Below are 20032 nucleotides of genomic sequence, written 5' to 3' on the forward strand. Positions count from 1 at the left end.
CTGCACCTGCACCTGCACCTGGCGGCCTACTCGAACCGCTGCCAGGACGGCTTGTTCGCGTACGTGTACCGGTAGTAGTCGGCGAGCTGGAGCCCGGCGGCCGCTTCCTCGTCGACGACGACGGTCGCGTGCTGGTGCAGCTGCAGCGCCGACCCGGGCACGAAGGACGACAGCGGCCCCTCGACCGCGGCGGCCACGGCGTCGGCCTTCGACGAGCCCTGGGCGACGAGGACGAGCTGGCGGGCCTCGAGGATCGTGCCGAGCCCCTGCGTCATGCAGTGCGTCGGGACCTGGTCGAGCGAGTCGAAGAAGCGCGCGTTGGCCTCGCGGGTCGAGGGCGCGAGGGTCTTGATGCGGGTGCGCGAGGCGAACGAGGACGTCGGCTCGTTGAAACCGATGTGGCCGTTCGCGCCGATGCCGAGGATCTGCACGTCGATCCCGCCGGCAGCACGGATCGCGGCGTCGTACTCCTTGGCGGCGAACTCGATGTCGTCGGCGCGGCCGTCGGGCACGCGGACCCGCGACGGGTCGAAGCCGAGCGGGCCCACGACGTCGCGGGCGATGACGCTCGCGTACGACTCGGGGTGCTCGAGGGGGATGCCGACGTACTCGTCGAGGGCGAACCCGCGCGCCTGGGCGAACGAGAGCTCCCCGGCCGCGACGCGGCGCTGCAGGTCGGCGTAGATGCCCTGGGGGCTCGACCCCGTGGCGAGTCCGACGACCGCGGACGGCTTCTCGGCGACGACCGACGCGATCTTGGCCGCGGCGACGCGACCGACCTCCGCCGGCGTGGGCAGGATGATGATCTCCACGGATCACACCCTACTGGTCATGACCAGTAGGCGTCAGTCTGTTGCGCAACACCAGCACGGATCAGGACGCGTCCAGCGCCACCAGCTCCGGCGTCGACCCGAGCGCCCGGACCGCCCCGCGGAGCGACCACGCCGACACGGCCACGATGAGCACGGCGAGCACCAGCACGACCAGGCCGGCGGACCCGGCGAAGACCTCGAGTGCTCCGAGCAGCACCCCCACGCTGACGCCGAGCGCGTGCACCAGCACGGTCGCGGGCAGGGCGGTCTGCTGGACGCGGGCGAACCGTACCAGGGCCCGGCGGTCTGCGGGATCCACCGATGAGGCGTTCCCGGCGGCGATCGTCTGGTGGACCCGGGCCAGTCGCTCGGGGTCGACCTCGGACGGTGCCACGCGTCGACGATCGGCCATGGTCCAGAGCACGAGCTCGACGGCCACGACCAGGTACGCCACGAGCGCCGCGGTCCCGACGAGCACCACGACCGAGACGACCGGCGAGGTCATCCCCCGCACGAGTCCGACGACGACCGCCACGACGAGCCCGAGGGCGACGACGCCGAGCGACACGGTCAGCACCCGCCGTCGCCCCGGCGTCACCGCGCGCACGACCCCGGCGACCGCGAGTCGCAGTCCATCGGCCCAGACCCCCTGGTCGGACCGCACCTCGAGCGCCCTGTCGCCGCGTGCCATGCCCCGAGCGTATCCACGCCTGGGTACCGTGGCCGCATGCCCACGCCCGACTTCGTCCTGTCCCTCCGCGAGAAGATCGGCACCGACCTGCTCTGGCTGACCGGGGTCACCGCCGTCGTGACCCGCGGCGAGGGTGACGCTCGCGAGCTCCTGGTCGTCCGTCGCGCGGACACCGGCGCGCTGACCCCGGTGACCGGGATCGTCGACCCGGGCGAGGAACCGGCCGTCGCCGCCGAGCGCGAGGTGCTCGAGGAAGCCGACGTCGTCGCCGTGGCGGAACGCCTGGTGTGGGTGCAGGCGCTGCCCGAGATGACCTACCCGAACGGCGACCGGGCGCAGTACCTCGACCTGGTCTTCGCGTGCCGGTGGGTGTCCGGGCAGCCCGCTCCCGCCGATGGGGAGAACACCGAGGCGTTCTGGGCCTCTGTCACCGACCTGCCGCCGATGTCCGACGACATGCGGCGTCGCGTGGAGGCCGGTCTGGCCGACGACCCGCAGGCGCGCTTCCAGCGCTGACCCACCACCCACCGGCCTGGAGGCTCGTACCGGCCCCGCCACGAGCCTCCCGTCCGGCGAGACTCGGCTGGGCGGACGTCGCGCGCCTCCGGGACGGCGCGATCTGTCCGCCGGACCGAGACTCGGCCCGGCGGCGGCGGCGGCCGGCCGGCCGCGGCCGGCCGCCTACGCGAGCGGGGCGACCGCGACCGGTGCGCCGAGCAGGCGCACCGCGACCGCCTGGCCGGTGGTCCGGCGGTCGGCGACCTCGTGCTGGACGGTGACGACGGTGTCGTCGTCGAGGCGGACGGTCGTGCGACGGATCGAGCCCAGGAAGCTCGAGGAGACGACGGTGCCGGTGACACCCTCGGGCGCGAAGGCGATGTCCTCCGGTCGGACGATGGCGAGCACGGGGCCGTCCTCCACTCGGGTGTCGAGGGCCGGCACGCGGAACCCGTACACGAAGACGTCACCGCCACGCAGGTCACCACGCATCCGGTTCGACTGCCCGACGAAGTCCGCCGTGAACGCCGAGGACGGGGAGCGGTAGAGCTCCTCGGGCGTGCCGATCTGCTCCACGTCGCCCGCGTTCATCACGGCGATGCGGTCGGAGACGGCGAGCGCTTCCTCCTGGTCGTGGGTGACGAACACGGTGGTGATGCCGAGGTCGGACTGGATGCGGCGGATCTCCTCGCGGAGGGACACCCGCACCTTCGCGTCGAGCGCCGAGAGCGGCTCGTCGAGGAGCAGCACGCGGGGTCGGGTGACGAGCGCACGCGCCAGGGCCACGCGCTGCTGCTGCCCGCCGGAGAGCTGGTGCGGGAAGCGATCGGCGAAGTCGGCGAGGTGCACCATGTCGAGCGCGTCCACGACCCGCGACTTCCGCTCGGATGACGGCACCCTGCGCATCTCGAGACCGAACGCCACGTTCTGCCGCACGGTCATGTGTGGGAACAGCGAGTACTGCTGGAAGACCATCCCCATGTCGCGCTTGTTCGCGGGGATGCTCGCGACGTCCACGCCGTCGATCAGGATGGCGCCGGCGTCGACGGCCTCGAGCCCGGCGAGCGCCCGGAGCGCGGTGGTCTTGCCGCAGCCGGACGGGCCGAGGAGCGAGAGGAACTCCCCCGGCTCGACCCGGAGCGACAGTCCGGCGAGGGCGCGGTGTGTGCCGTAGCGCTTCTCGACGGCCTGCAGTTCGACGGCGGCGCCGGTCGCGACGAGCGACGCGGGGGCGGCCGGAGCGGTGACGGTCATGCGGACTCCTTGGTGCGGGACCGGCCGGCGCGCGTGCGGCGCCGTCCGATCCGGCCGATGGCGACGAGCAGCACGAAGCCGAACAGCAGCGCGCCGAGCGAGAAGATCGCGGCCACGTAGGGGTCGGTCTGCTGCACGAGCACGAGTGCGGTCTGGAAGGTGGTGCGGGAGAGGAAGGAGGCGAGGGTGTACTCGCCGAGGACGACGGTGATCGCGAGGAAGCACGCGGCGAGGACACCACGGCGGAGGTTCGGCAGGAGCACCCGCCACGTGACGGTCCACCACGAGGCGCCGAGGGACCTGGCGGCCTCGGACAGCGTCGTCATGTCGGTCGCGGTGATCGCGGCGGCGATGGGGCGGAACGCGAAGGGCAGCGAGATGATGCCGATCGCGAAGGCCAGCGTCCAGGCACCGGAGCCGGCGACCCGGGAGACCACCTGGTAGACGGGCACGAACCCGACGACGAGCACCACCGCGGGGACGGTGATCGGCACGATGCAGACGAACTCGAGCAGCCGACGGAGCCGGGGGTACCGCAGCGCGGTGATGAGCTGCGCGGGTAGCAGCACCAGCAGGATGATCGCCACGGTGATCACGGCGATGACGAGCGACGCCCCGAGTCCGTCGAACACCGGCTGGTAGGTGCCGCGGTTCACGGGGTCGGCGATCGCGGCGTAGTGCGCGCCCGTCAGGCTGCCGTCGGTGCCCTGCCGGAACGTGAACTGCACCAGCGCCAGGATCGGCACCGCGAAGACGAGGCCGACGAGCGCGAGGACGACCGTGGCGGTGACCCGTGACGGGGCGGCGCCGAAGCGGCGGAGGCGAGCCGGGCCTCCAGGCCGTGTCGACCCGGCCACCGGCGCGGAGGGAGCCGCCGCGCTCATCGCTGCCACCTGGCGGCCCGGCGCTGCAGGAGCGCGTAGGCGCTCATGACCACGGCCATCACGACGACCATGCCGAGGGCGAGAACCCCGGCGACGTTCTGCAGGCCGATGATCGTCTCGCTGGTGAGCTGCTGCCGGATCGTCAGCGGGACGATGCCGCCCTGCGAGATGAGCGCTGCGGCGGTGGCGAACGAGGAGAACCCGTTCGCGAAGAGCAGGAGCAGCGATCCCCAGAACGCCGGGGCGAGCACGGGGAGGGCGATCCGGCGCCAGTACGTGGCGCGGGAGGCACCGAGGGTGGCGGCGGCCTCGCCCCACTGGGCCTTCACGCCCTCGAACGCCGGCATGAAGGTGAGGACCATGAGCGGCACCTGGAAGTAGAGGTAGGGGATCACGAGCCCGGGGACCGTGTAGAGGAAGGCGCCGTTCGCGTTGATGTCCCAGTGGAACGTCGCGATGAGCCACGTGGTGATGAGGCCCTGGGCGCCGATCGTGGCGATGAACGCGAACGCGAGCATCACGCCACCGAACTGTGCGAGGACGCTGGCGACCGAGTCGATCATCGAGCGGACCAGGCCGTCGGGCCGGAGCGCGGAGAGCGCCCAGCAGACGACCGCACCGACGACGGCGCCGATCACGGCGGAGACCGCCGAGAGCGCGGCCGATGCCCCGAAGGCACGGAGGATGCTCGGGTCGGTGAACGCGGCGAGGTTCGCCAGCGTCGGGCGTCCGGCGGCGTCGAAGAACCCGCTGCCGACGGCGACGACCGCGGGGACGGCGAGGAACAGGGCGACGTACACGCTGAACGGCAGGAGGCCGAGCCAGGCGAGGCCGGGGCGACGCCGGACGCGGGGTCCGACGTCGCCGCGGTGTCCGACGTCGCCGCGGGGGCTGGACGACGTGCTCGTGCTGGTGTCGTTGCTGGGTGCATCGGCACCGGTGGACGCGGGGGCCGGGGGTGCTGCCGGTGCCGATGCGGTGGTCATGCTGGTCAGGAGCCCATCGTCGAGGACCACTTGGCGGCCAGGACCTTGGCGGCCGCGGTCACCTGGTCGTCGCTCAGCTCGACGTAGTCCTTCGGCGCGCCACCGGCGGCGTCCAGGGCATCCTGGTCGACCTTGCCGGACTTCTCCATCGCGGCGAGCGTGGCGGGGAAGGCGCCGGCCTGCAGGTACAGGTTCTGCGCGGTCGGGCTGGCGATGTACTCCTGCCACAGGCGGGCGGCCGCGGGGTGCGGGGCGTCCTTGTTGATCGCCTGCGCGTAGTACGAGCCGAGTGCGTCGCCCTTCGGCACGACCGTCTTCCAGTTCTTGTTCCCGCTCGCGCCGGCGGCGGGGCCCCACGCGAGGTTGTTGTACGACCACTGGACCACGACGGGCGTCTCACCCGAGGCGACCGTCGCCTGCGTCGGCAGCACGTTCTGCCAGTTGCCGGCGGCCTTGAGCTTGCCGAAGTAGTCGACGCCCTCGGTGATGTCGTCCGCCGAGCCGCCGTTCTCCAGCGCCGCGAGGTAGACCGCGCTCGCGGCCTGGTTCGCCTGCGTCGGGTCGCCCGCGATCGAGACCTTGCCCTTGTACTGCGGATCGAGCAGGTCGTCCAGGTCCTTCGGTGCCGTCTTGACCTTGCTCGAGTCGTAGCCGATCGACATCAGGCCCGTGTAGTCGCGCGTCCAGGCGCCCTGCTCGTCCTTCAGCGCCGTCGGGATGTCGTCCCAGTTCGCGACCTTGTAGTCCGTGAGCAGGCCGAGGTTCTGCTGCAGGACGGCGTTGCCCAGGTCGAGCACGTCCGGGGCGGTGTCCTGGCCCTGCTGCGACTTCACCGCGGCGACCTCGTCGGCGCTCGAGCCGTTCGGGTTCGCCGAGCTGACCGTGATGCCGTACTGCTTCTGGAAGCCGTCGATGATCTTGCCGTAGTTGGCCCAGGTCGGCGGGAGGGCGATGACGTTGAGCTTGCCCTCGGCCTTCGCGGCCTTCACGAGGGCGTCCATGCCGCCGGCGCTCTCGGCGCTCGTGGCGGTCTTCCAGTCGGTGTCGCTGCCGCCGCCGGCGCCGGTCGATGCGGAGCTCGTGGCGGAGCAGCCGGCGAGGGTGACGACGGCGGCGGCTGCCAGCGCGAGGCCGGCCATGGTGCGCTTGTACTGCACGGTGGTGCCTTTCGGGTGCTCTGGTTGAGCCCGAGGAGTCGGGTTCGTCGACGATCGTGGGCGCGGCCGGTTTCCGGCGGCTGCTCCGACGGTGAACGGTGGCGGAACAGCGCGTGCGGTTGTACGGTTCTGTCCACTTCTTCATGAGGGTGCTGGCAGCGCCGTCGGCACTGTCGACTCCGCAGTCGATGGGGACGGCGCCGTCGGCGCCACTGACGGCCTGGAGGCTCGGATGCAGTTCACGACGACGGTCCTGCAGGCGCGGAAGACGGCGACCGGGCTCCCCGTCCCGTCCGACGTCATCGAGGCGCTGGGTTCCGGGAAACGCCCTGCCGTGGTGGTCACGCTGGACGGCGGCTACACCTACCGCTCGACGGTGGGCGTGATGAACGAGCAGTTCCTGGTGCCGCTGTCCGCCGAACACCGCGAGGCGTCAGGCGTCGCCGCCGGGGACTCGGTCGTGGTGACGCTCACCCTCGACACGCTGCCACGGTCGGTCGACGTACCCGAGGACCTCGCGGCCGCGTTCGCCGAGGCCAGGGTCCGGGCGGCGTTCGACACGCTGTCGGCCTCCCGGCAGCGGGCACTGGTCGACCCGGTGACGCAGGCGAAGGCGCCGGAGACCCGTGCCCGCCGGGTGGCGAAGGCGGTGGAGTCGCTCCGCGGGTAGGGGTCGCGGAGGGCGGCGGGCGGATCGTTCGGCGCCCTCTCGCCTTCGCCGGTACTTTCCCGCGTGGCGAGTTGTTCCGCGCGCAGGCGGTCGTTCGTTCCGACCCACTACGCGCGAAAAGACTTCCCATCGCTATCGGTGTGGGAAGGAACGCGCGCCCGTCGTCACGCCGCGATCGAGTGCCGGGACCGGGTGCCGCGGCCTCAGGCGCCGAACTCGACCAGGACGCGCGGGATCTCGTTCAGCAGCTCGCTCGCCAGGTACCCCATGGGCCCGACCTGCACGGCGAGACGGTCCCCCGCGGCGGCGTGCACCTGGGTCGCCCACACGGTGGCCTGCGCCACGTCGGCGCCGCGGGCGAGCAACCCGGTGATGGCGCCGGAGAGGACGTCGCCGCTCCCGCTGGTCCCGAGGCCGCCTGCTCCGGTGCCCTTCGCCCACGCACGGCCGTCCGGCGCGGCGACGACCCCGCCGAGCGACACGACGGCACCGAAGCGCTCGGCGATCTCTGCGGCGTCGGTGTGGTCGTCGGACGCGTCGTGTCCGAGGAGGCGCTCGGCCTCACCCGAGTTCGGCGTCATCACGAGCCGCCCGCGGAGCGGTGCGAGCTCGTCGACCAGGTCGGCTGCGACGCCGAGCGCGAAGGCGTCGAGCACGACGACGGTCTCGTCGCCCACTGCGGCAGCGAGGCCGGCCACGAGGTCGCGACTGCCCTCGGGCTCGTCGAGGCCGGGCCCGACGAGCACAGCGTCCGCACTGCTGAGGTCGTCCGTCAGACTCTGGATCGCCCCGACGGCCACGTGGCCGCCATCGTCCTCGTCGAGGGGCTGGACGCCCGACTCCGGCAGCGCGACGGCGACGTGCAGGGCGACGCTGCGTGCCACGGCGAGCGTCAGACGCCCGCCGCCGACCCGCAGGGCCGCGGTCGCCGAGAGCATCGCCGCACCGGGGGTCTTCGCGGCTCCGCCGATGACGAGCACCTGCCCGCGGCCGTACTTGCTGCCGCCGGTGTCCGGGAGCGCCCACTCGCGCAGCAGGTTCGGGGTGACCGGGGTGGGCTCAGACATGGACGTCGTCCTTCCGTCCTTCGTGCTCGGTGACTTCCGCTGCAGGGTCCTCGTCGAGGTGCCCGGTGCCCGAGAACTCCTCGAGCGTCCATGGGCTCCCGACGGCGTCACGGCGGAGCCGCGTCAGCGAGGCGTTGGCGACGGTGTGGTCGGCCGCGAAGTCCATGAGAGCGGTCTCGTCGAGGTCGAGGCAGATCGCGACGACGAGCATGACGACGGCGTCGTGTGCGGCGACGACGAGCCGCTCGGCACCGTCGATGCGGTCGACGTCGGCGAGCAGGGAGCGCAGTCGGAGCTTGACGTCGACCCAGGACTCCCCACCGGCCGGCCGGTGGTAGTACTTCCCGAGCCGATCGCGGCGCTGTTCCTCGTCGGGGTGCAGGTTCCTGGCACCGGTGCGGGTGAGGCGGTCGAGCACGCCGAGCTCCCGGTCACGCAGCCGTTCGTCGACGCGCTTCGTCGGCTCGGGCAACCCTCCGGCTTCGAGCGCGATGGCGATCGTCTGCTGCGCTCGGAGGTAGGACGAGACCCACAGCACGACGGGGACGTCGTCCACCCCGCGCTCCGCGAGCTCGGAACCGAGTGCCCTCGACTGTTCCTCGCCGAGCGGACTCAGCGGCACGTCGGCATCGCGGTGGTCGATCTCGATGACGTCGGCCCCGGCGGCCTGCGCTCGACCGGCAGCGACGTTCGCGGTGGACTCCCCGTGGCGGACGAGCCAGATCTCGGTGACTGACATGCAGCCACGCTAGGCCGCACTGGCTCCGGCCGTAGCCAGGATCGCGCTCGGGCCGGGCCGGACCGCGCACGGGAGTCCGGCCGCACGCAGTCGGTGTGCGAGCGACGCGGGCTCGTGGAGGTCCCGCCACTCGGTCCGCACGACCCTGCGGACGTCGGGCACGGTCAGCAAGGCCTCCTGCCGTCGCTTCTCGTCGAGGAAGACCTCGGTCGGGGAGCGCCCGGCGAGGTACCGAACCTGCGTGTACGTCGCCCGGCCGTCGACCTCGACCACGACGCCCTGCTCCGGGAACCAGAAGTCGACGACGATCCGCCGACCATCGACCACGAACTCCTGCTGCAGGACCGGCTCCGGCAGACCGAGCTCACGGAAGACGACGCGGGCGAAGGACTCCGCCGCGGACCCCGACCGTCCGTCAGCCAGGTCGAGCACGAGCTCAGCGACTCGCCGGCCACGGGCAGCCGGGTGGGCGTCGAGCGCGCGCCGGAGGTCGGGCAGCGTCGTCCCGTTCCGGAGCGCCGAGTCCGTCAGCACCACGGCGGCACGGACGTCCGCGGTGAGCGCGACGTCGACGACCGTGCGCGGGACGGTCGTGACGAGGACGTTGCCGCTCCGGACCGCCTCGCTCGGGTGGAGCGGCCTGGTGTGCAGGACGAGTCCGGTGGTGCGGCTCCGGTAGCGGGACCTCGGCACGGTGACGTGCACCTCCTCCGGCCACCCGCGCAGGGACGGCAGACCCAGCAGCGCCGCCGCCGACAGGTGTGAGGCCGTCGCGGGTTCTCCGAGCCGCGCCAGCCGTGCGTGGACGCGGGTGACGTAACGGGTCCGAGGCCCCGCGGCGTCCCACTCGACGGCCCGGACGAAGGCGTTCGGACCGACGCGGACGAGTCGGTCCGGCCCTTCTCGGGCCGTACGGCGGCGCATCGCCGAACCGGTTCGCCCGGCTTCTCGTGTCGGTGTCGCGCGGTGGATGGGCAGTGGAGGTTCCATGCCGCCCACGGTGCCCGCTGCCCACAGCACCAGGCGAGCCGATGTGCCGGCCTGGGGACGAGCCTCCCGGCTGGCATGGTGTGGAGGAGTTCCCGTTCCTTCCCACACCAGCCGCGATGCACAGCGGAATCGCGCGTCGGGGGCCGGAAGAACCGACCCCCTACGCGCGATTCGACTCCCTACGCGCGATTCGACTCCCCACGCGCGAAACGACCCGCCAACTCAGCGCAGGCGGGCCGAAGCGCGCGCGACCCACCCCACCCCCACACGACGCCGGACGGACGCACCCGTGCCCGTCCGGCGTCGCGGCTCTACGCCCGCTGCACCCGCAGCGTGACGATCTCGAACGGGCGGAGCGTCAGCGACACCGGCGAGCCCGCGTCCCACGTCGCCCCGAGCGGCCGCTCGAGCAGGTCCACCTGGGTCACCGAACCGACCTCGAACCCGAAGTCCACGCCGACGCCGGTCGCCCGACCGCCGAGTGCCTCGTACAACCGGACGATGACGTCCCCCGATCGGTCCTCGGCGAGCTTGACGGCCTCGACGAACACCTGCGGCGACGCCACCACGACGAGCGGCTCCACGACAGCCGTCCCGGGAGCCGACCGCACCGGCAGGTTCAGCCGGTAGCCGGAGTCCGCCGCGTCGAGCACCGAGGCACCCACGCGCAGCACCGTGCGGAACACGTGGTGTCCCTGGTCGGCGTGCGGGTCCGGGAACGTCGGCCCACGCAGCAGCGACTCGCGGACGAGCGTCGTCGTGCCGCCGTCGGGCCGGGTGGCCCGGGTGATGTCGTGTCCGTAGGTGGAGTCGTTCGCCACCGCGACGCCGAACCCGGGCTCCGCGACGTGCACCCAGCGGTGCGCCGCGGTCTCGAAGCGGGCGAAGTCCCACGAGGTGTTCTGGTGCGTCGGCCGGTCGATGTGGCCGAACTGGATCTCGCTCGAGGCCTGGTCGGCCTTGAGGTCGAGCGGGAACGCCAGCTTCAGGAGCTTCTGCTGCTCGTGCCAGTCGACCTCGGTCTCGACGACGAGCTCCGTCTCGCCCTCGACGGCGGAGTAGCGCGTCGTGACGGTGGATCCCCCGGTCGGACGGACCACGACGAGGGTGTCTCCGTCGATCGTCACGGAGCTCGCCTCCAGCGGCTTCCCGTTGCGCTGGTAGGCGCGGTCGATGTCCCACGCTTCCCATTGGTTCGGGGTGTCGCGGAACACGGTGTACTCCGCGGCGGCCGAGCCGGGGGCGATCGCGTCACGTCCGGACGCGCGCTCGACGAACGACACGACGTGGCCGGCACCGTCGATGGTCGCCTGCACCATGCCGGTGTCGAAGACGAAGCCGTCACCGGAGCGGACGGGAGGCACGGGTCGCGCCGGCACGCCGACGGAACCACCCAGGGCGGTCACGTCCCCCGCCGCGACGGGCGAGGCGTTGAACTGGACAATCGACCCGTCGTCGTCACCACCCGCGAGCGCGGTCGTCGCGGTCCCGATGAGCCCGTTGAGCACGGACGCGACACGGGCGTAGTGCTCCTCGGCGTTCTCGTAGACCCAGGCGATCGAGGACCCCGGCAGGATGTCGTGGAACTGCTGGAGCAGCACCGTGTGCCAGGCCTCCTCGAGCTCGGCGTACGGGTACGCCGCACCGAGCCGGACCGCTGCCGTGGCCGCCCAGAGCTCGGCCTCGCGGAGCAGGTGCTCCGAGCGGCGGTTGCCCTGCTTCGTCCGGATCTGCGACGTGTAGGTACCGCGGTGGAACTCGAGGTACATCTCCCCCGACCAGACACCGGGCGTCGGGAGCTCCTGCTCGAGCTGCTCGAACACCTGGGCCGGCGTGCCGAGCGTCACGCGTGGTGAGCCGTCGAGGTCGTGCTGCCGGTGCGCGGCGCCGACCATCTCGCGGGTGGGTCCGCCACCGCCGTCGCCGAAGCCGTAGAGCAGCATCGACGTGTTCGCGGTGCCGCGCTCCTTGTTCTGGCGCTCCCCGCGGTGCAGGTCGGCGGGCGAGACGTCGGAGTTGTACGTGTCCGCCGGGGGCAGGTGCGTCAGGACACGGGAGCCGTCGATGCCCTCCCAGTGGAAGGACGTGTGCGGGATGACGTTCGTCTCGTTCCACGAGGGCTTCTGCGTGACGAACCACTTCGACCCGGCCGCGCGGATGATCTGCGGCAGGGCGCCGGTGTACCCGAACGAGTCGGGGAGCCAGGCCTCGGGGGTGTCGATGCCGAACTCCTCGAGGAAGAAGCGCTTGCCGGCGACGAACTGCCGCGCCAGGGCCTCGCCACCGGGCAGGTTCGTGTCCGACTCGACCCACATGCCACCGACTGGGATCCATCGGCCCTCGGCGACGCGCTGCTTGATCCGCGCGAACACGGAGGGGTACTCGTCCCGCATCCAGGCGTACTGCTGCGCGGACGAGCACGCGAACGTGAAGTCGGGGTCGCGGTCCATCAGGTCGAGCACGTTGGAGAAGGTCCTGGCGCACTTGCGCTTCGTCTCGCGCACGGGCCACAGCCAGGCGGAGTCGATGTGCGCGTGCCCGACGGCGATCGCCCGGTGCGCGGCGGCCGAGGCGGGGACGGCCAGCACGGGCTCGAGCACCGAGCGCGCCGTAGCGGCCGAACCGGCGACGTCGTCCGGGTCGAGTGCGTCGGCGGCCCGCTCGAGCGCCCGGAGGATGTCCGCGCCGCGGGTGCCGTCGGTCGGCAGCTCCGCCATCAGGCCGCGCAGGACCCAGAGGTCCTGCTGCAGCTCCCACACGGTGTCGTCACGCTCGACGACCTCCAGTGCTTTCAACCGGTAGATCGGCTCGTCCCCGGCGGTCGAACGCGACCCGAGGGGCGTCGCCCCCTGGAACGAGTCGCCGCCGATGTCCGGGTTCGCGCCGGCCTCGACGTAGAGCTCGAACGACTCCCCGGGACCGACCTCGAGCGGGACGGCGTTGTTCCGCGGCTCGACGGCCTTGATCGTCGTGCCGTCGGCACGGTACGCGAGCCCCTCGGCCTGGAACCCGGGGTGTCGCTTCGAGAACCCGAGGTCGACGAACAGCTCCGCCGCGGTGCCCTCGGCCGTCCCGAAGTCGGCCGGCACGGTCCCGGTCACCCGGAACCACGTCGTGCCCCACGGCCGGCCACCCCACGGGGACCCGACCGTGAACGGCGTGAACGACTGCGTCACCGCCGAGTCGAACGGCACCGGTTCACCCGGCACCTCCCAGGCCTCGATGGTGACCGGGGCCGAGCGCCGGTGGACGGCGGGGTCGACCCGGTCCCGGACGAGACGGGCGATGCGGGCGTGGACGAGCGGTTCGTCATGGTGCATGGAGATGGGTTCCTTCCCAGCGGTGGAGTTCGGTCAGCCCTTGATGCCACCGGCGAGGGCGTTGCCCCCGCCGAGGCCGCGGGACACGATCACGTAGAGCGCGATGACGGGCACGGAGTAGACGATGGAGAACGCGGCCAGCTGCCCGTAGGCGACGGCACCGTTCTGCCCGAAGAAGTTGAAGATGCTCACCGCGGCGGGCACCTTGTCGGGCGAGAGCAGCAGGACGAACGGGACGAAGAAGTTCCCCCACGCCTGGATGAACACGAAGATGAACACGACCGCGATGCCCGGGCGCATCAGCGGGATGACGATCCGGGTCAGCGTGGTGAACATGGACGCGCCGTCGGTCCAGGCCGCTTCCTCGAGCGAGATCGGGACCGAGTCCATGAAGTTCTTCGCCATCCAGATCGCCATCGGCAGGCTGGTCGCGGCGAGGAAGAAGATGCAGCCGTAGATGTTGTCGATGAGGTTGAGCGACACGAACAGCGCGTAGACGGGCACCATCATCGCGGTGATCGGCAGGCCGGTCCCGAACAGGATGCTGTACAGGAACGGCTTGTTCACGCGCATCTTGTACCGGGACAGCGGGTACGCCGCCAGGAGCGCGACGACCACGGTGACGACGGCCGTGCCCCCGGAGAGCAGCAGGCTGTTGGCGAGCGGGATGAACGACAGCTCGGGCGTGAGCACCTTCGCGAAGTTGTCGAGGGTGAACTGCGACGGGATCTTCACGGAGAGCGATGCCTGGGCGTCGAGCGAGGCGAACACCAGCCAGAGCAGCGGCACCGCGAAGCACGCCGCGATGACGAGCAGGACGACGTTCGCCGTCCACCGCATGGTGCGGCCGCGGGGTGACGTCATGTGGAGCGCGCCCGGCGCGGTCACCGAACGGGTGGCGTTGGACACGGGACGGTCAGCAGTGAGTGCCATCAGTCCACCTCCGGCTTCAGTGCCTTGATGTAGATGATCGAGAAGACGGCTCCCACCACGAGCAGGATCGTCGCGATCGCCGTCCCGAAGCCGAGCTGCGAGAACTTGAACGCCTCTTGGTACGCCAGGATCGGCAGGGTCGACGAGTTCGTCCCCGGCCCACCACCGGTCATCACGTAGATGAGCGTGAACACCGACAGGGTCTGCAGCGTCGTCAGCATCAGGTTGGTGGAGATGCTCCGGCGGATCACCGGCAGCGTGATGTAGACGAGTCGCTGCCAGCCGGTCGCGCCGTCGACCTCGGCCGACTCGGTGATCTCCTCGGGGACCTCTTGCACGGCGGCCGAGTAGACGAGCATCGAGAAGGCCGTCCCGCGCCAGATGTTCGCGAGGATGATCGCCAGCATCGGGTACGTGTAGAGCCAGTTCGCGCCGCTGATCCCGAAGACCGACAGGAACGAGTTCAGCGTGCCCTCGTCGTTGAAGAAGGCGTAGGCGGCGAACGAGGCGACGATCTCCGGCAGGACCCAGGCCGCGACGACGAAGGTGCCGACGATCGACCGGACGACCTTGTTCGCCGACCGCATGAGCAGCGCGAGGCCGAGCCCGAGGACGTTCTGCCCCACGACCGCCGAGGCGAACAGGAAGACGATCGTCAGGATGACGGACTTCGGGAAGTCCGGGTCCTGGAACAGCTCGACGTAGTTCTTGAACCCGACGAACTGCTGGTCGGCAGCGCCGGCGCCGGTGAGCGCCGAGTTGGTGAACGACCCGTAGAACGACGAGATGACGGGGCCGAGCAGGAAGACGATGAGGAGGACCACGGCCGGCAGCAGGGGCACGGCTCGGGTGGCGTTGCGCAACGGTCGCCGCTTGCGCGGGACCGGCGGATCGGTGCGCTTGGGCGCACCGGGCGCCGACAGGGTCGGCGCGAGGGGGGTGGTGGACACGCTGGTTGCCTTCCGGGTGCGGAGAGGGTTCCGAAGGTGGGGAGGAGCCGGTCTGGAGGCGCGGTGCGGGACGGCACCGCGCCTCCAGTCCGTCCGATGGTCCGGCTGCGTCAGCCCGAGACGGTGTTGTCCTTGCCGACCGTCTGGACGACGGCGTCGTCGTAGGCGGCGGCCGCCTGCTTCGGTGACTGCTGCCCGGTCATCACCGACTCCATGGCGACCTGGACGGCGTTCGAGATCTGCGAGTAGTCGCTCGTCGCCGGGCGGAAGTTGGTGTGTTCCACCAGCCCGGAGAAGAACTTGAACGTCGGGTTGGCGTCCGTGTAGGCGGAGTCCTCAGCGACGTCCTTGCGGACCGCGATCTGGCTGTTCTCGGTGTCGTACTTCAGCGAGCCGTCCTTGTTCAGGAACGTCGTGATGAAGTCGAACGCGGCCTGCGGGTTCTTCGACTTGCTGCCGACGGCCAGCGTCCAGCCGCCCGACATGCTGTTGTAGCCCGGGGCCTGGCCGTTCTGCGTCGGCATCGCTGCCTGACCCATCACGTCGTTCCACTCCGGCCACGGCGCGGTGCCGGACTTCAGCCACGTGCCCGACTGCCACGAGCCGTCGAGGTCGATCGCGAGCTTGCCCTTCGGCAGCCACGTCTGGGCGATCGTGGTGCCGACGTTCGTGTCGAGGGCCTGCTGCGGCGTCGGGCCGAGGTCGCCCTGGTAGACGTCCTTGATGAACTGGAGCGAGTCCTGGAACTGCTTCGAGCCCGTGACCCACTTCTTGTCCTTGTAGAGCGTGTTGCCCGAGCCGTCCGCGCCGTACAGGAGCATCTCGAAGCCCTGCATGGTCGAGGCCTCGCCCTGGGCCTTGCCCGAGTAGACGTTGAACGGGATGGTGTCCGGGGACTTCTGCTTGATGGTCTTCGCGGCGTCGAGCACGTCGTCCCAGGTCTTGGGCTGCCACGGCACGGGCAGGCCGACCTTCTTGAAGATGTCCTTGTTGTACCAGAGGGCTCGGGTGTCGGTGCCCATCGGGACGCCGTAGGTCTTGCCGTCGACGCCTTCACCGGCCTGCTTGGCGTTGTCGAAGAACTGGTCCCAGTCCTTCCACTTCGCCGTGTACTTGTCGAGCGGCAGGAGGTAGCCGGCCTGGGCATCGGCCTTGACGAGGAAGGTGTCCTCGTACATGACGTCGGGTGCCGTCGCCGGCGCCTTGTTCATCAACGCGAGCTTCGTGTAGTAGTCGTTGCCCTGCGCCTGGATCGGGACGAGCGTGACCTTCTTGCCCGGGTTGGCCTTCTCGTAGTCCTTCTTGACGACCTTCATCTGGGCGTCGAGCTGCTGGAAGGCGCCGAACTTCTGGTAGGCGATCTTGATGGTGTCACTCGAGGCGGACCCCGAGCTCGAGCAGCCTGCGAGACCCACTGCGGCGACTGCCACGGCTGCGAGTCCAGCGATGATGCGGGTGCGTTTCATCGGTGCTCCTTTGCACGGATTCGCGGGCTACAGTGCCCGCGCTGCGCAGTTAGTCCACCGTATTGACTTAACCCGTGTCAAGCCCTTCCGCGTCACGGTTCGGGCGCAGTGTCCGGTCCCCGCGCGACTACCCCGCGATCGGCGTCGCCCCGCCGCGGACGGTGATCCCGCCACGCTCGGTGACGTCCACCAGCAGGATGCTCGGCCGCCCGACGTGCCGCCCCTGCCGGATCACGACGCGGTCCCCAGCCTGCGCGCGCCCGACCGCCCGGAGGTAGGCGCCCGTCGACGCCGCGGCCGACCCGGTCGCCGGGTCCTCGGTGATGCGGCCGACGGGGAACAGGTTCCGCGCCTCGTACTCCCCCGGCCCGGTCGGGTGCAGCACGGTGACGGTCCCCGTCCACTCCCGCTCGCGCTTGAGGTCGGCCAGCACGACGGGGTCGAAGCGGAACTGGTGGAACAGCTCCCGGTCCTCGAGCACCACGACCGGGTTCCAGTTGCCGGCGTACGACTCGAGCACGGGGTACCCGTCTGCGACGTCGTCCGGCGTGAGGCCGAGCACCGCGAACAGCCTCGCCGGGTCGAACTCGCGGACCTCCGGCTCGACGCTCGTCATCGCGACCTGCACGGCGCCGTGCTCGTCGAGCGTGGTCTCGAGCGCGACGTCCCCCGCCGCGGTCGCGAACACCCGCGGCCCGGTACCGTCGCGTTCGGCGAGCACCACCGCGAGGGCCACGGTCGCGTGCCCGCAGAACGGCACCTCGGCGGCCGGCGAGAAGTACCGCACCAGGACGCGGTCGTCGCTCGCTCCGGTGACGAACACGGTCTCCGCGTACCCGACCCGCTCGGCGATCGCGAGCATCTCCGCGTCCGAGAGCGCCGCGGCGTCGAGCACCACCCCGGCGGGGTTCCCGCCGTCCGGCTCGGCAGCGAAGGCGGTGTAGCGGAGCACGTCGGGTCCCATGCCCCGACGCTAGCGGAGGCGCTGCCCGCCCCGGGCGATGGACCACGTCGAGGGAGCAGAAGACGTCGAGTACGCCCAGGCCACTCGACGATTCCTGCTCCCTCGATGCGTGGAGACGCCCCACACGCCGGACGGGAGGCTCCCCACCGGTCCGGCACCGAGCCTCCAGTCCGGCGGACGCGCGTCAGCGCCGGATCAGCAACGCGCTCGCCCGCGGCGACAGCGCCGCGTCGAGCACCAGGCACGCCGCCCCGACCGCGGCCACGTCGGCCCCGCGATCGGTCTCGACCACCGTCACCGGGTGCTTCGGCACGAGGATCGGGGACTCCGTGATCGCCGCCCGCGCTGCCGGCAGCGCGGCTGCGGCCACCCGCGACCAGAACGGCCCGCCGAAGACCACGCGGTCGATGTCGAGCAGGTTCACGATGACGACGGCTGCGCGGCCCATCACGGTGCCCGTCTCGGCCGCGAGCTCGATCGCCCTGGGATCGCCCGCGTCGATGGCGGCGGCGAAGGCGTCCCAGGCCCGGTCGACCGACCCCAGGTCCGTGACGTCCCCCAGGTCGAGTCCCCGCGATGCCGCGATCCGCACGATGCGCTCGGGGGCGACCGCGGCTCCGACCTCGCCACGGTCACCCTGCCCGTCCGGGGTGCCGGCGAACGGTCCCTGCTCGACCATGATGTGCCCGGCGTCGCCCGCGTTCCCGCCGGTCCCGCGCACGGGCTCGTGGTCGACGACGAGCCCGACACCGAACCCGGTGCCGAAGTACACGAAGGCGAAGTTCCGCGCCGAGGACTCCCCCGCCAGGAACATCTCGCCGACGGCGGCCGCGGTGACGTCCTTCTCGAGCAGCACCGGGTGGCCGGTGGCCTCGGCGAGGGCGTCCCGCAGGGGCACGTCCTTCCACCGCGGCAGGAACGGCGGGTCGAGCACGATGCCGGCGTCGACGTCGATCGGCCCCGGGCTGGCGATGCCGACCCCGAGGACCGCGTCGACGTCGACGTCGGACGTCCGCACGAGGTCCTCGACCGCCGACGCCATGGTCCGCACGACCTGCTCGGGGTCGTCCGCCGTGGGGGTCGACGTCGTGGTGGACGCGACGACGGTGCCGGCGAGGTCGAGCAGCACGTAGGTGACGACGGCGGGGTCGATGTGCACGCCGACGGCGAACCGGCTGCCCGGCTCGAGCCGCAGGATCGTTCGCGGCTTGCCGCGGCCGGAGACGACGGTGCCGGACTCGACGATCATGCCGGCCTCGATGAGGAACCGCGTGACGTTCGAGACGGTCTGCGCGCTGAGGCCCGTGCGCCCGGCGAGCTCGACGCGGCTCAGCCCGTCGGGCGAGCGGCGGACGGCGTCGAGCACGACCGTGCGGTTGAAGCCGCCGATCGACGGCAGGTTCGCGCCGCGCCGGTGTTCCGCCATGCCGCGACCATACCGCGCAGCCCGCCCTCCCCCGGGAGGATGACATGACTGGCACCGGCAGGGCTCGCACCGTTAGCCTGACCGCATGACGGACCTCCGCCTCGAAGAACTCTCCGCCTCGACCGCCGCTGCGGCCAACTCCCTGACGCTCAAGCCGGGACAGGAACAGTTCGTGCAGCCCACCACGTACGGTGTCGCTGAGTCGGACGTCAAGCCGAGCGCCTCCTGGCCCCGGGTCGTGCTCGACGGCGACGAGGTCGTGGGCCTCATCATCGGCAGCTTCGACGCCGACAACGCACAAGAGGAACTGCAGGCCTGCATCTGGCGCGTCAACGTCTCCGGCACCGCCCAGGGCCGTGGCGTCGGCCGCTTCGCCGTCCACGGCCTGGCCGACGAGGCCCGCAAGCGCGGCTTCGAGCGCCTGACCGTCGTCTACGAACCCGGCGAGGGCTCCCCCGAGGACTTCTTCCGCGCCGTCGGCTTCGAGGTCGTCCGCGAGACCCAGTACGGCGACCACTTCGCGGTCCTCTCCCTCTGATGCCCCGGGCCGGCCGCCGCGCCTGCGCCGGCGCTGGCTCGCATCCCGACGACGAGCGACCGGACCCGGCTGACTTCGGGGCCGCCGTCGCCGAGGTCGTCCGCGCCATCCCGTCCGGCCGCGTCATGACCTACGGGGACGTGGCCGCTGCGCTCGGCTCCCGCGCCTCGCGTGCCGTGGGCAAGGTCATGGCCCACGAGGGCTCCGACCTGCCGTGGTGGCGCGTGGTCCGGTCCGGCGGACTGCCGCCGGTCCGGCACGAGGCGCGCGCGTTGGAGCACTACCGCGTCGAGGGCACGCCACTGCGCTGGGGAGACACGGCTTGGAGGCTCGACATGCCCCGTGCGCGCTGGTCGCCCGACCTGTTCGGTCACGAACCGATAACGGACCAGAACTGATCCAAACCACTGGGGCAGGGGCGCCGAATCACTGTCACAACCGGGAAACACCCGGGGCGCTCACCAGCCGCACAACGCTGGTTCTCCACCCTCAAGCGGGGTGTGTTCGGCGTGTAACCAGCAAAGGACTCACCATGCGCAAGATCACCAAGACCACGGTCTCCCTCGCCGCCGCTGGCGCGATCATCCTCACCGGTGCCGGGTTCGGCGTCTCCGCCGCGCAGGCCACCCCGACCATCCACACGGTCGCGTCGTCCTCCTCGAAGATCCCCGCCCCGGTCGCATCGGT

The 20032-nt window shown here is 71.4% G+C and carries 19 protein-coding genes; 4 read left to right on the plus strand and 15 right to left on the minus strand.

Annotation, left to right across the window (positions count from 1 at the left end; translation table 11 throughout):
* Positions 1 to 26: 26 nt before the first annotated feature.
* Together nagB and BIU98_RS07040 are read right to left on the minus strand one after the other, a co-directional pair.
* Positions 27 to 812: a glucosamine-6-phosphate deaminase gene (gene nagB / locus BIU98_RS07035; protein WP_071273872.1), complete on the minus strand. Its 786-nt coding sequence runs from the start codon at positions 810 to 812 to the stop codon at positions 27 to 29.
* 61 nt (positions 813 to 873) lie between these two features.
* Positions 874 to 1503 carry a hypothetical protein gene (locus tag BIU98_RS07040; RefSeq protein ID WP_071273875.1) on the minus strand — a complete coding sequence of 210 codons (630 nt, stop codon included), beginning with the start codon at positions 1501 to 1503 and terminating at the stop codon, positions 874 to 876.
* Between the two features lie 36 nt (positions 1504 to 1539).
* Between BIU98_RS07040 and BIU98_RS07045 the strand changes: the two genes are divergently transcribed.
* Positions 1540 to 2019: an NUDIX domain-containing protein gene (locus tag BIU98_RS07045; protein ID WP_071273878.1), complete on the plus strand. Its 480-nt coding sequence runs from the start codon at positions 1540 to 1542 to the stop codon at positions 2017 to 2019.
* A 165-nt stretch (positions 2020 to 2184) separates the two neighbouring features.
* Here the strand turns inward: BIU98_RS07045 and BIU98_RS07050 are convergent, their stop codons facing one another.
* The 4 genes from BIU98_RS07050 to BIU98_RS07065 are packed head-to-tail and all read right to left on the minus strand — an operon-like array spanning position 2185 to position 6282.
* Positions 2185 to 3255: an ABC transporter ATP-binding protein gene (locus BIU98_RS07050; protein WP_071273881.1), complete on the minus strand. Its 1071-nt coding sequence runs from the start codon at positions 3253 to 3255 to the stop codon at positions 2185 to 2187.
* The gene (locus BIU98_RS07055; RefSeq protein WP_083393052.1) at positions 3252 to 4139 is read right to left on the minus strand and encodes an ABC transporter permease; all 888 of its coding nucleotides are present in this window, start codon (positions 4137 to 4139) and stop codon (positions 3252 to 3254) included. The genes BIU98_RS07050 and BIU98_RS07055 overlap by 4 nt, the downstream gene beginning before the upstream one ends.
* Positions 4136 to 5125, minus strand: coding sequence for an ABC transporter permease subunit (locus tag BIU98_RS07060; RefSeq protein ID WP_083393058.1), 990 nt, complete (start codon positions 5123 to 5125; stop codon positions 4136 to 4138). Before BIU98_RS07060 ends, BIU98_RS07055 begins: the two co-directional genes overlap by 4 nt.
* Positions 5126 to 5130: 5 nt before the next feature.
* Positions 5131 to 6282, minus strand: a complete 1152-nt coding sequence (locus BIU98_RS07065) for an ABC transporter substrate-binding protein (protein ID WP_254787814.1) — start codon at positions 6280 to 6282, stop codon at positions 5131 to 5133.
* A 232-nt stretch (positions 6283 to 6514) separates the two neighbouring features.
* On the opposite strand from BIU98_RS07065, the gene BIU98_RS07070 reads away from it, so the two are divergent.
* Positions 6515 to 6952 carry a YdeI/OmpD-associated family protein gene (locus tag BIU98_RS07070; RefSeq protein ID WP_071273890.1) on the plus strand — a complete coding sequence of 146 codons (438 nt, stop codon included), beginning with the start codon at positions 6515 to 6517 and terminating at the stop codon, positions 6950 to 6952.
* Between the two features lie 203 nt (positions 6953 to 7155).
* Here the strand turns inward: BIU98_RS07070 and BIU98_RS07075 are convergent, their stop codons facing one another.
* From BIU98_RS07075 to BIU98_RS07115, 9 genes are all read right to left on the minus strand, one after another.
* Positions 7156 to 8019 carry an NAD(P)H-hydrate dehydratase gene (locus tag BIU98_RS07075; protein ID WP_071273893.1) on the minus strand — a complete coding sequence of 288 codons (864 nt, stop codon included), beginning with the start codon at positions 8017 to 8019 and terminating at the stop codon, positions 7156 to 7158.
* Positions 8012 to 8758, minus strand: coding sequence for a histidine phosphatase family protein (locus tag BIU98_RS07080; protein WP_071273895.1), 747 nt, complete (start codon positions 8756 to 8758; stop codon positions 8012 to 8014). The genes BIU98_RS07075 and BIU98_RS07080 overlap by 8 nt, the downstream gene beginning before the upstream one ends.
* A 9-nt stretch (positions 8759 to 8767) precedes the next feature.
* Positions 8768 to 9748, minus strand: coding sequence for a hypothetical protein (locus BIU98_RS07085; protein ID WP_217635674.1), 981 nt, complete (start codon positions 9746 to 9748; stop codon positions 8768 to 8770).
* A gap of 311 nt (positions 9749 to 10059) precedes the next feature.
* Positions 10060 to 13068, minus strand: coding sequence for a glycoside hydrolase family 38 C-terminal domain-containing protein (locus BIU98_RS07090; RefSeq protein ID WP_071273901.1), 3009 nt, complete (start codon positions 13066 to 13068; stop codon positions 10060 to 10062).
* Positions 13069 to 13101: 33 nt separating this feature from the next.
* On the minus strand, positions 13102 to 14001 hold the full coding sequence (locus BIU98_RS07095; protein ID WP_071273904.1) for a carbohydrate ABC transporter permease: 900 nt from the start codon (positions 13999 to 14001) through the stop codon (positions 13102 to 13104).
* The gene (locus BIU98_RS07100; RefSeq protein ID WP_228505522.1) at positions 14001 to 14864 is read right to left on the minus strand and encodes a carbohydrate ABC transporter permease; all 864 of its coding nucleotides are present in this window, start codon (positions 14862 to 14864) and stop codon (positions 14001 to 14003) included. The genes BIU98_RS07095 and BIU98_RS07100 overlap by 1 nt, the downstream gene beginning before the upstream one ends.
* Before the next feature lie 197 nt (positions 14865 to 15061).
* Positions 15062 to 16417, minus strand: a complete 1356-nt coding sequence (locus BIU98_RS07105) for an extracellular solute-binding protein (protein ID WP_071273907.1) — start codon at positions 16415 to 16417, stop codon at positions 15062 to 15064.
* A 127-nt stretch (positions 16418 to 16544) separates the two neighbouring features.
* Positions 16545 to 17381, minus strand: coding sequence for a PhzF family phenazine biosynthesis protein (locus tag BIU98_RS07110; RefSeq protein WP_071273910.1), 837 nt, complete (start codon positions 17379 to 17381; stop codon positions 16545 to 16547).
* A gap of 184 nt (positions 17382 to 17565) precedes the next feature.
* The gene (locus BIU98_RS07115; RefSeq protein ID WP_071273913.1) at positions 17566 to 18807 is read right to left on the minus strand and encodes an ROK family transcriptional regulator; all 1242 of its coding nucleotides are present in this window, start codon (positions 18805 to 18807) and stop codon (positions 17566 to 17568) included.
* Positions 18808 to 18892: 85 nt separating this feature from the next.
* On the opposite strand from BIU98_RS07115, the gene BIU98_RS07120 reads away from it, so the two are divergent.
* Positions 18893 to 19345, plus strand: a complete 453-nt coding sequence (locus tag BIU98_RS07120) for a GNAT family N-acetyltransferase (RefSeq protein ID WP_071273916.1) — start codon at positions 18893 to 18895, stop codon at positions 19343 to 19345.
* Positions 19345 to 19743, plus strand: coding sequence for an MGMT family protein (locus tag BIU98_RS07125; protein ID WP_083393054.1), 399 nt, complete (start codon positions 19345 to 19347; stop codon positions 19741 to 19743). The genes BIU98_RS07120 and BIU98_RS07125 overlap by 1 nt, the downstream gene beginning before the upstream one ends.
* Positions 19744 to 20032 lie beyond the last annotated feature (289 nt).

The organism is Curtobacterium sp. MMLR14_010, assembly GCF_001865015.1.
In the GTDB taxonomy this organism is placed as follows: Bacteria; Actinomycetota; Actinomycetes; order Actinomycetales; family Microbacteriaceae; genus Curtobacterium.

What these genes read in the sequence shown, in the direction of transcription:
- BIU98_RS07040 (WP_071273875.1), bottom strand. Translation starts at nt 1,503, where the DNA reads ATGGCACGCGGCGACAGGGCGCTCGAGGTGCGGTCCGACCAGGGGGTC.
- BIU98_RS07045 (WP_071273878.1), top strand. Translation starts at nt 1,540, where the DNA reads ATGCCCACGCCCGACTTCGTCCTGTCCCTCCGCGAGAAGATCGGCACC.
- BIU98_RS07050 (WP_071273881.1), bottom strand. Translation starts at nt 3,255, where the DNA reads ATGACCGTCACCGCTCCGGCCGCCCCCGCGTCGCTCGTCGCGACCGGC.
- BIU98_RS07055 (WP_083393052.1), bottom strand. Translation starts at nt 4,139, where the DNA reads ATGAGCGCGGCGGCTCCCTCCGCGCCGGTGGCCGGGTCGACACGGCCT.
- BIU98_RS07060 (WP_083393058.1), bottom strand. Translation starts at nt 5,125, where the DNA reads ATGACCACCGCATCGGCACCGGCAGCACCCCCGGCCCCCGCGTCCACC.
- BIU98_RS07070 (WP_071273890.1), top strand. Translation starts at nt 6,515, where the DNA reads ATGCAGTTCACGACGACGGTCCTGCAGGCGCGGAAGACGGCGACCGGG.
- BIU98_RS07075 (WP_071273893.1), bottom strand. Translation starts at nt 8,019, where the DNA reads ATGTCTGAGCCCACCCCGGTCACCCCGAACCTGCTGCGCGAGTGGGCG.
- BIU98_RS07080 (WP_071273895.1), bottom strand. Translation starts at nt 8,758, where the DNA reads ATGTCAGTCACCGAGATCTGGCTCGTCCGCCACGGGGAGTCCACCGCG.
- BIU98_RS07085 (WP_217635674.1), bottom strand. Translation starts at nt 9,748, where the DNA reads ATGGAACCTCCACTGCCCATCCACCGCGCGACACCGACACGAGAAGCC.
- BIU98_RS07090 (WP_071273901.1), bottom strand. Translation starts at nt 13,068, where the DNA reads ATGCACCATGACGAACCGCTCGTCCACGCCCGCATCGCCCGTCTCGTC.
- BIU98_RS07095 (WP_071273904.1), bottom strand. Translation starts at nt 14,001, where the DNA reads ATGGCACTCACTGCTGACCGTCCCGTGTCCAACGCCACCCGTTCGGTG.
- BIU98_RS07105 (WP_071273907.1), bottom strand. Translation starts at nt 16,417, where the DNA reads ATGAAACGCACCCGCATCATCGCTGGACTCGCAGCCGTGGCAGTCGCC.
- BIU98_RS07110 (WP_071273910.1), bottom strand. Translation starts at nt 17,381, where the DNA reads ATGGGACCCGACGTGCTCCGCTACACCGCCTTCGCTGCCGAGCCGGAC.
- BIU98_RS07115 (WP_071273913.1), bottom strand. Translation starts at nt 18,807, where the DNA reads ATGGCGGAACACCGGCGCGGCGCGAACCTGCCGTCGATCGGCGGCTTC.
- BIU98_RS07120 (WP_071273916.1), top strand. Translation starts at nt 18,893, where the DNA reads ATGACGGACCTCCGCCTCGAAGAACTCTCCGCCTCGACCGCCGCTGCG.
- BIU98_RS07125 (WP_083393054.1), top strand. Translation starts at nt 19,345, where the DNA reads ATGCCCCGGGCCGGCCGCCGCGCCTGCGCCGGCGCTGGCTCGCATCCC.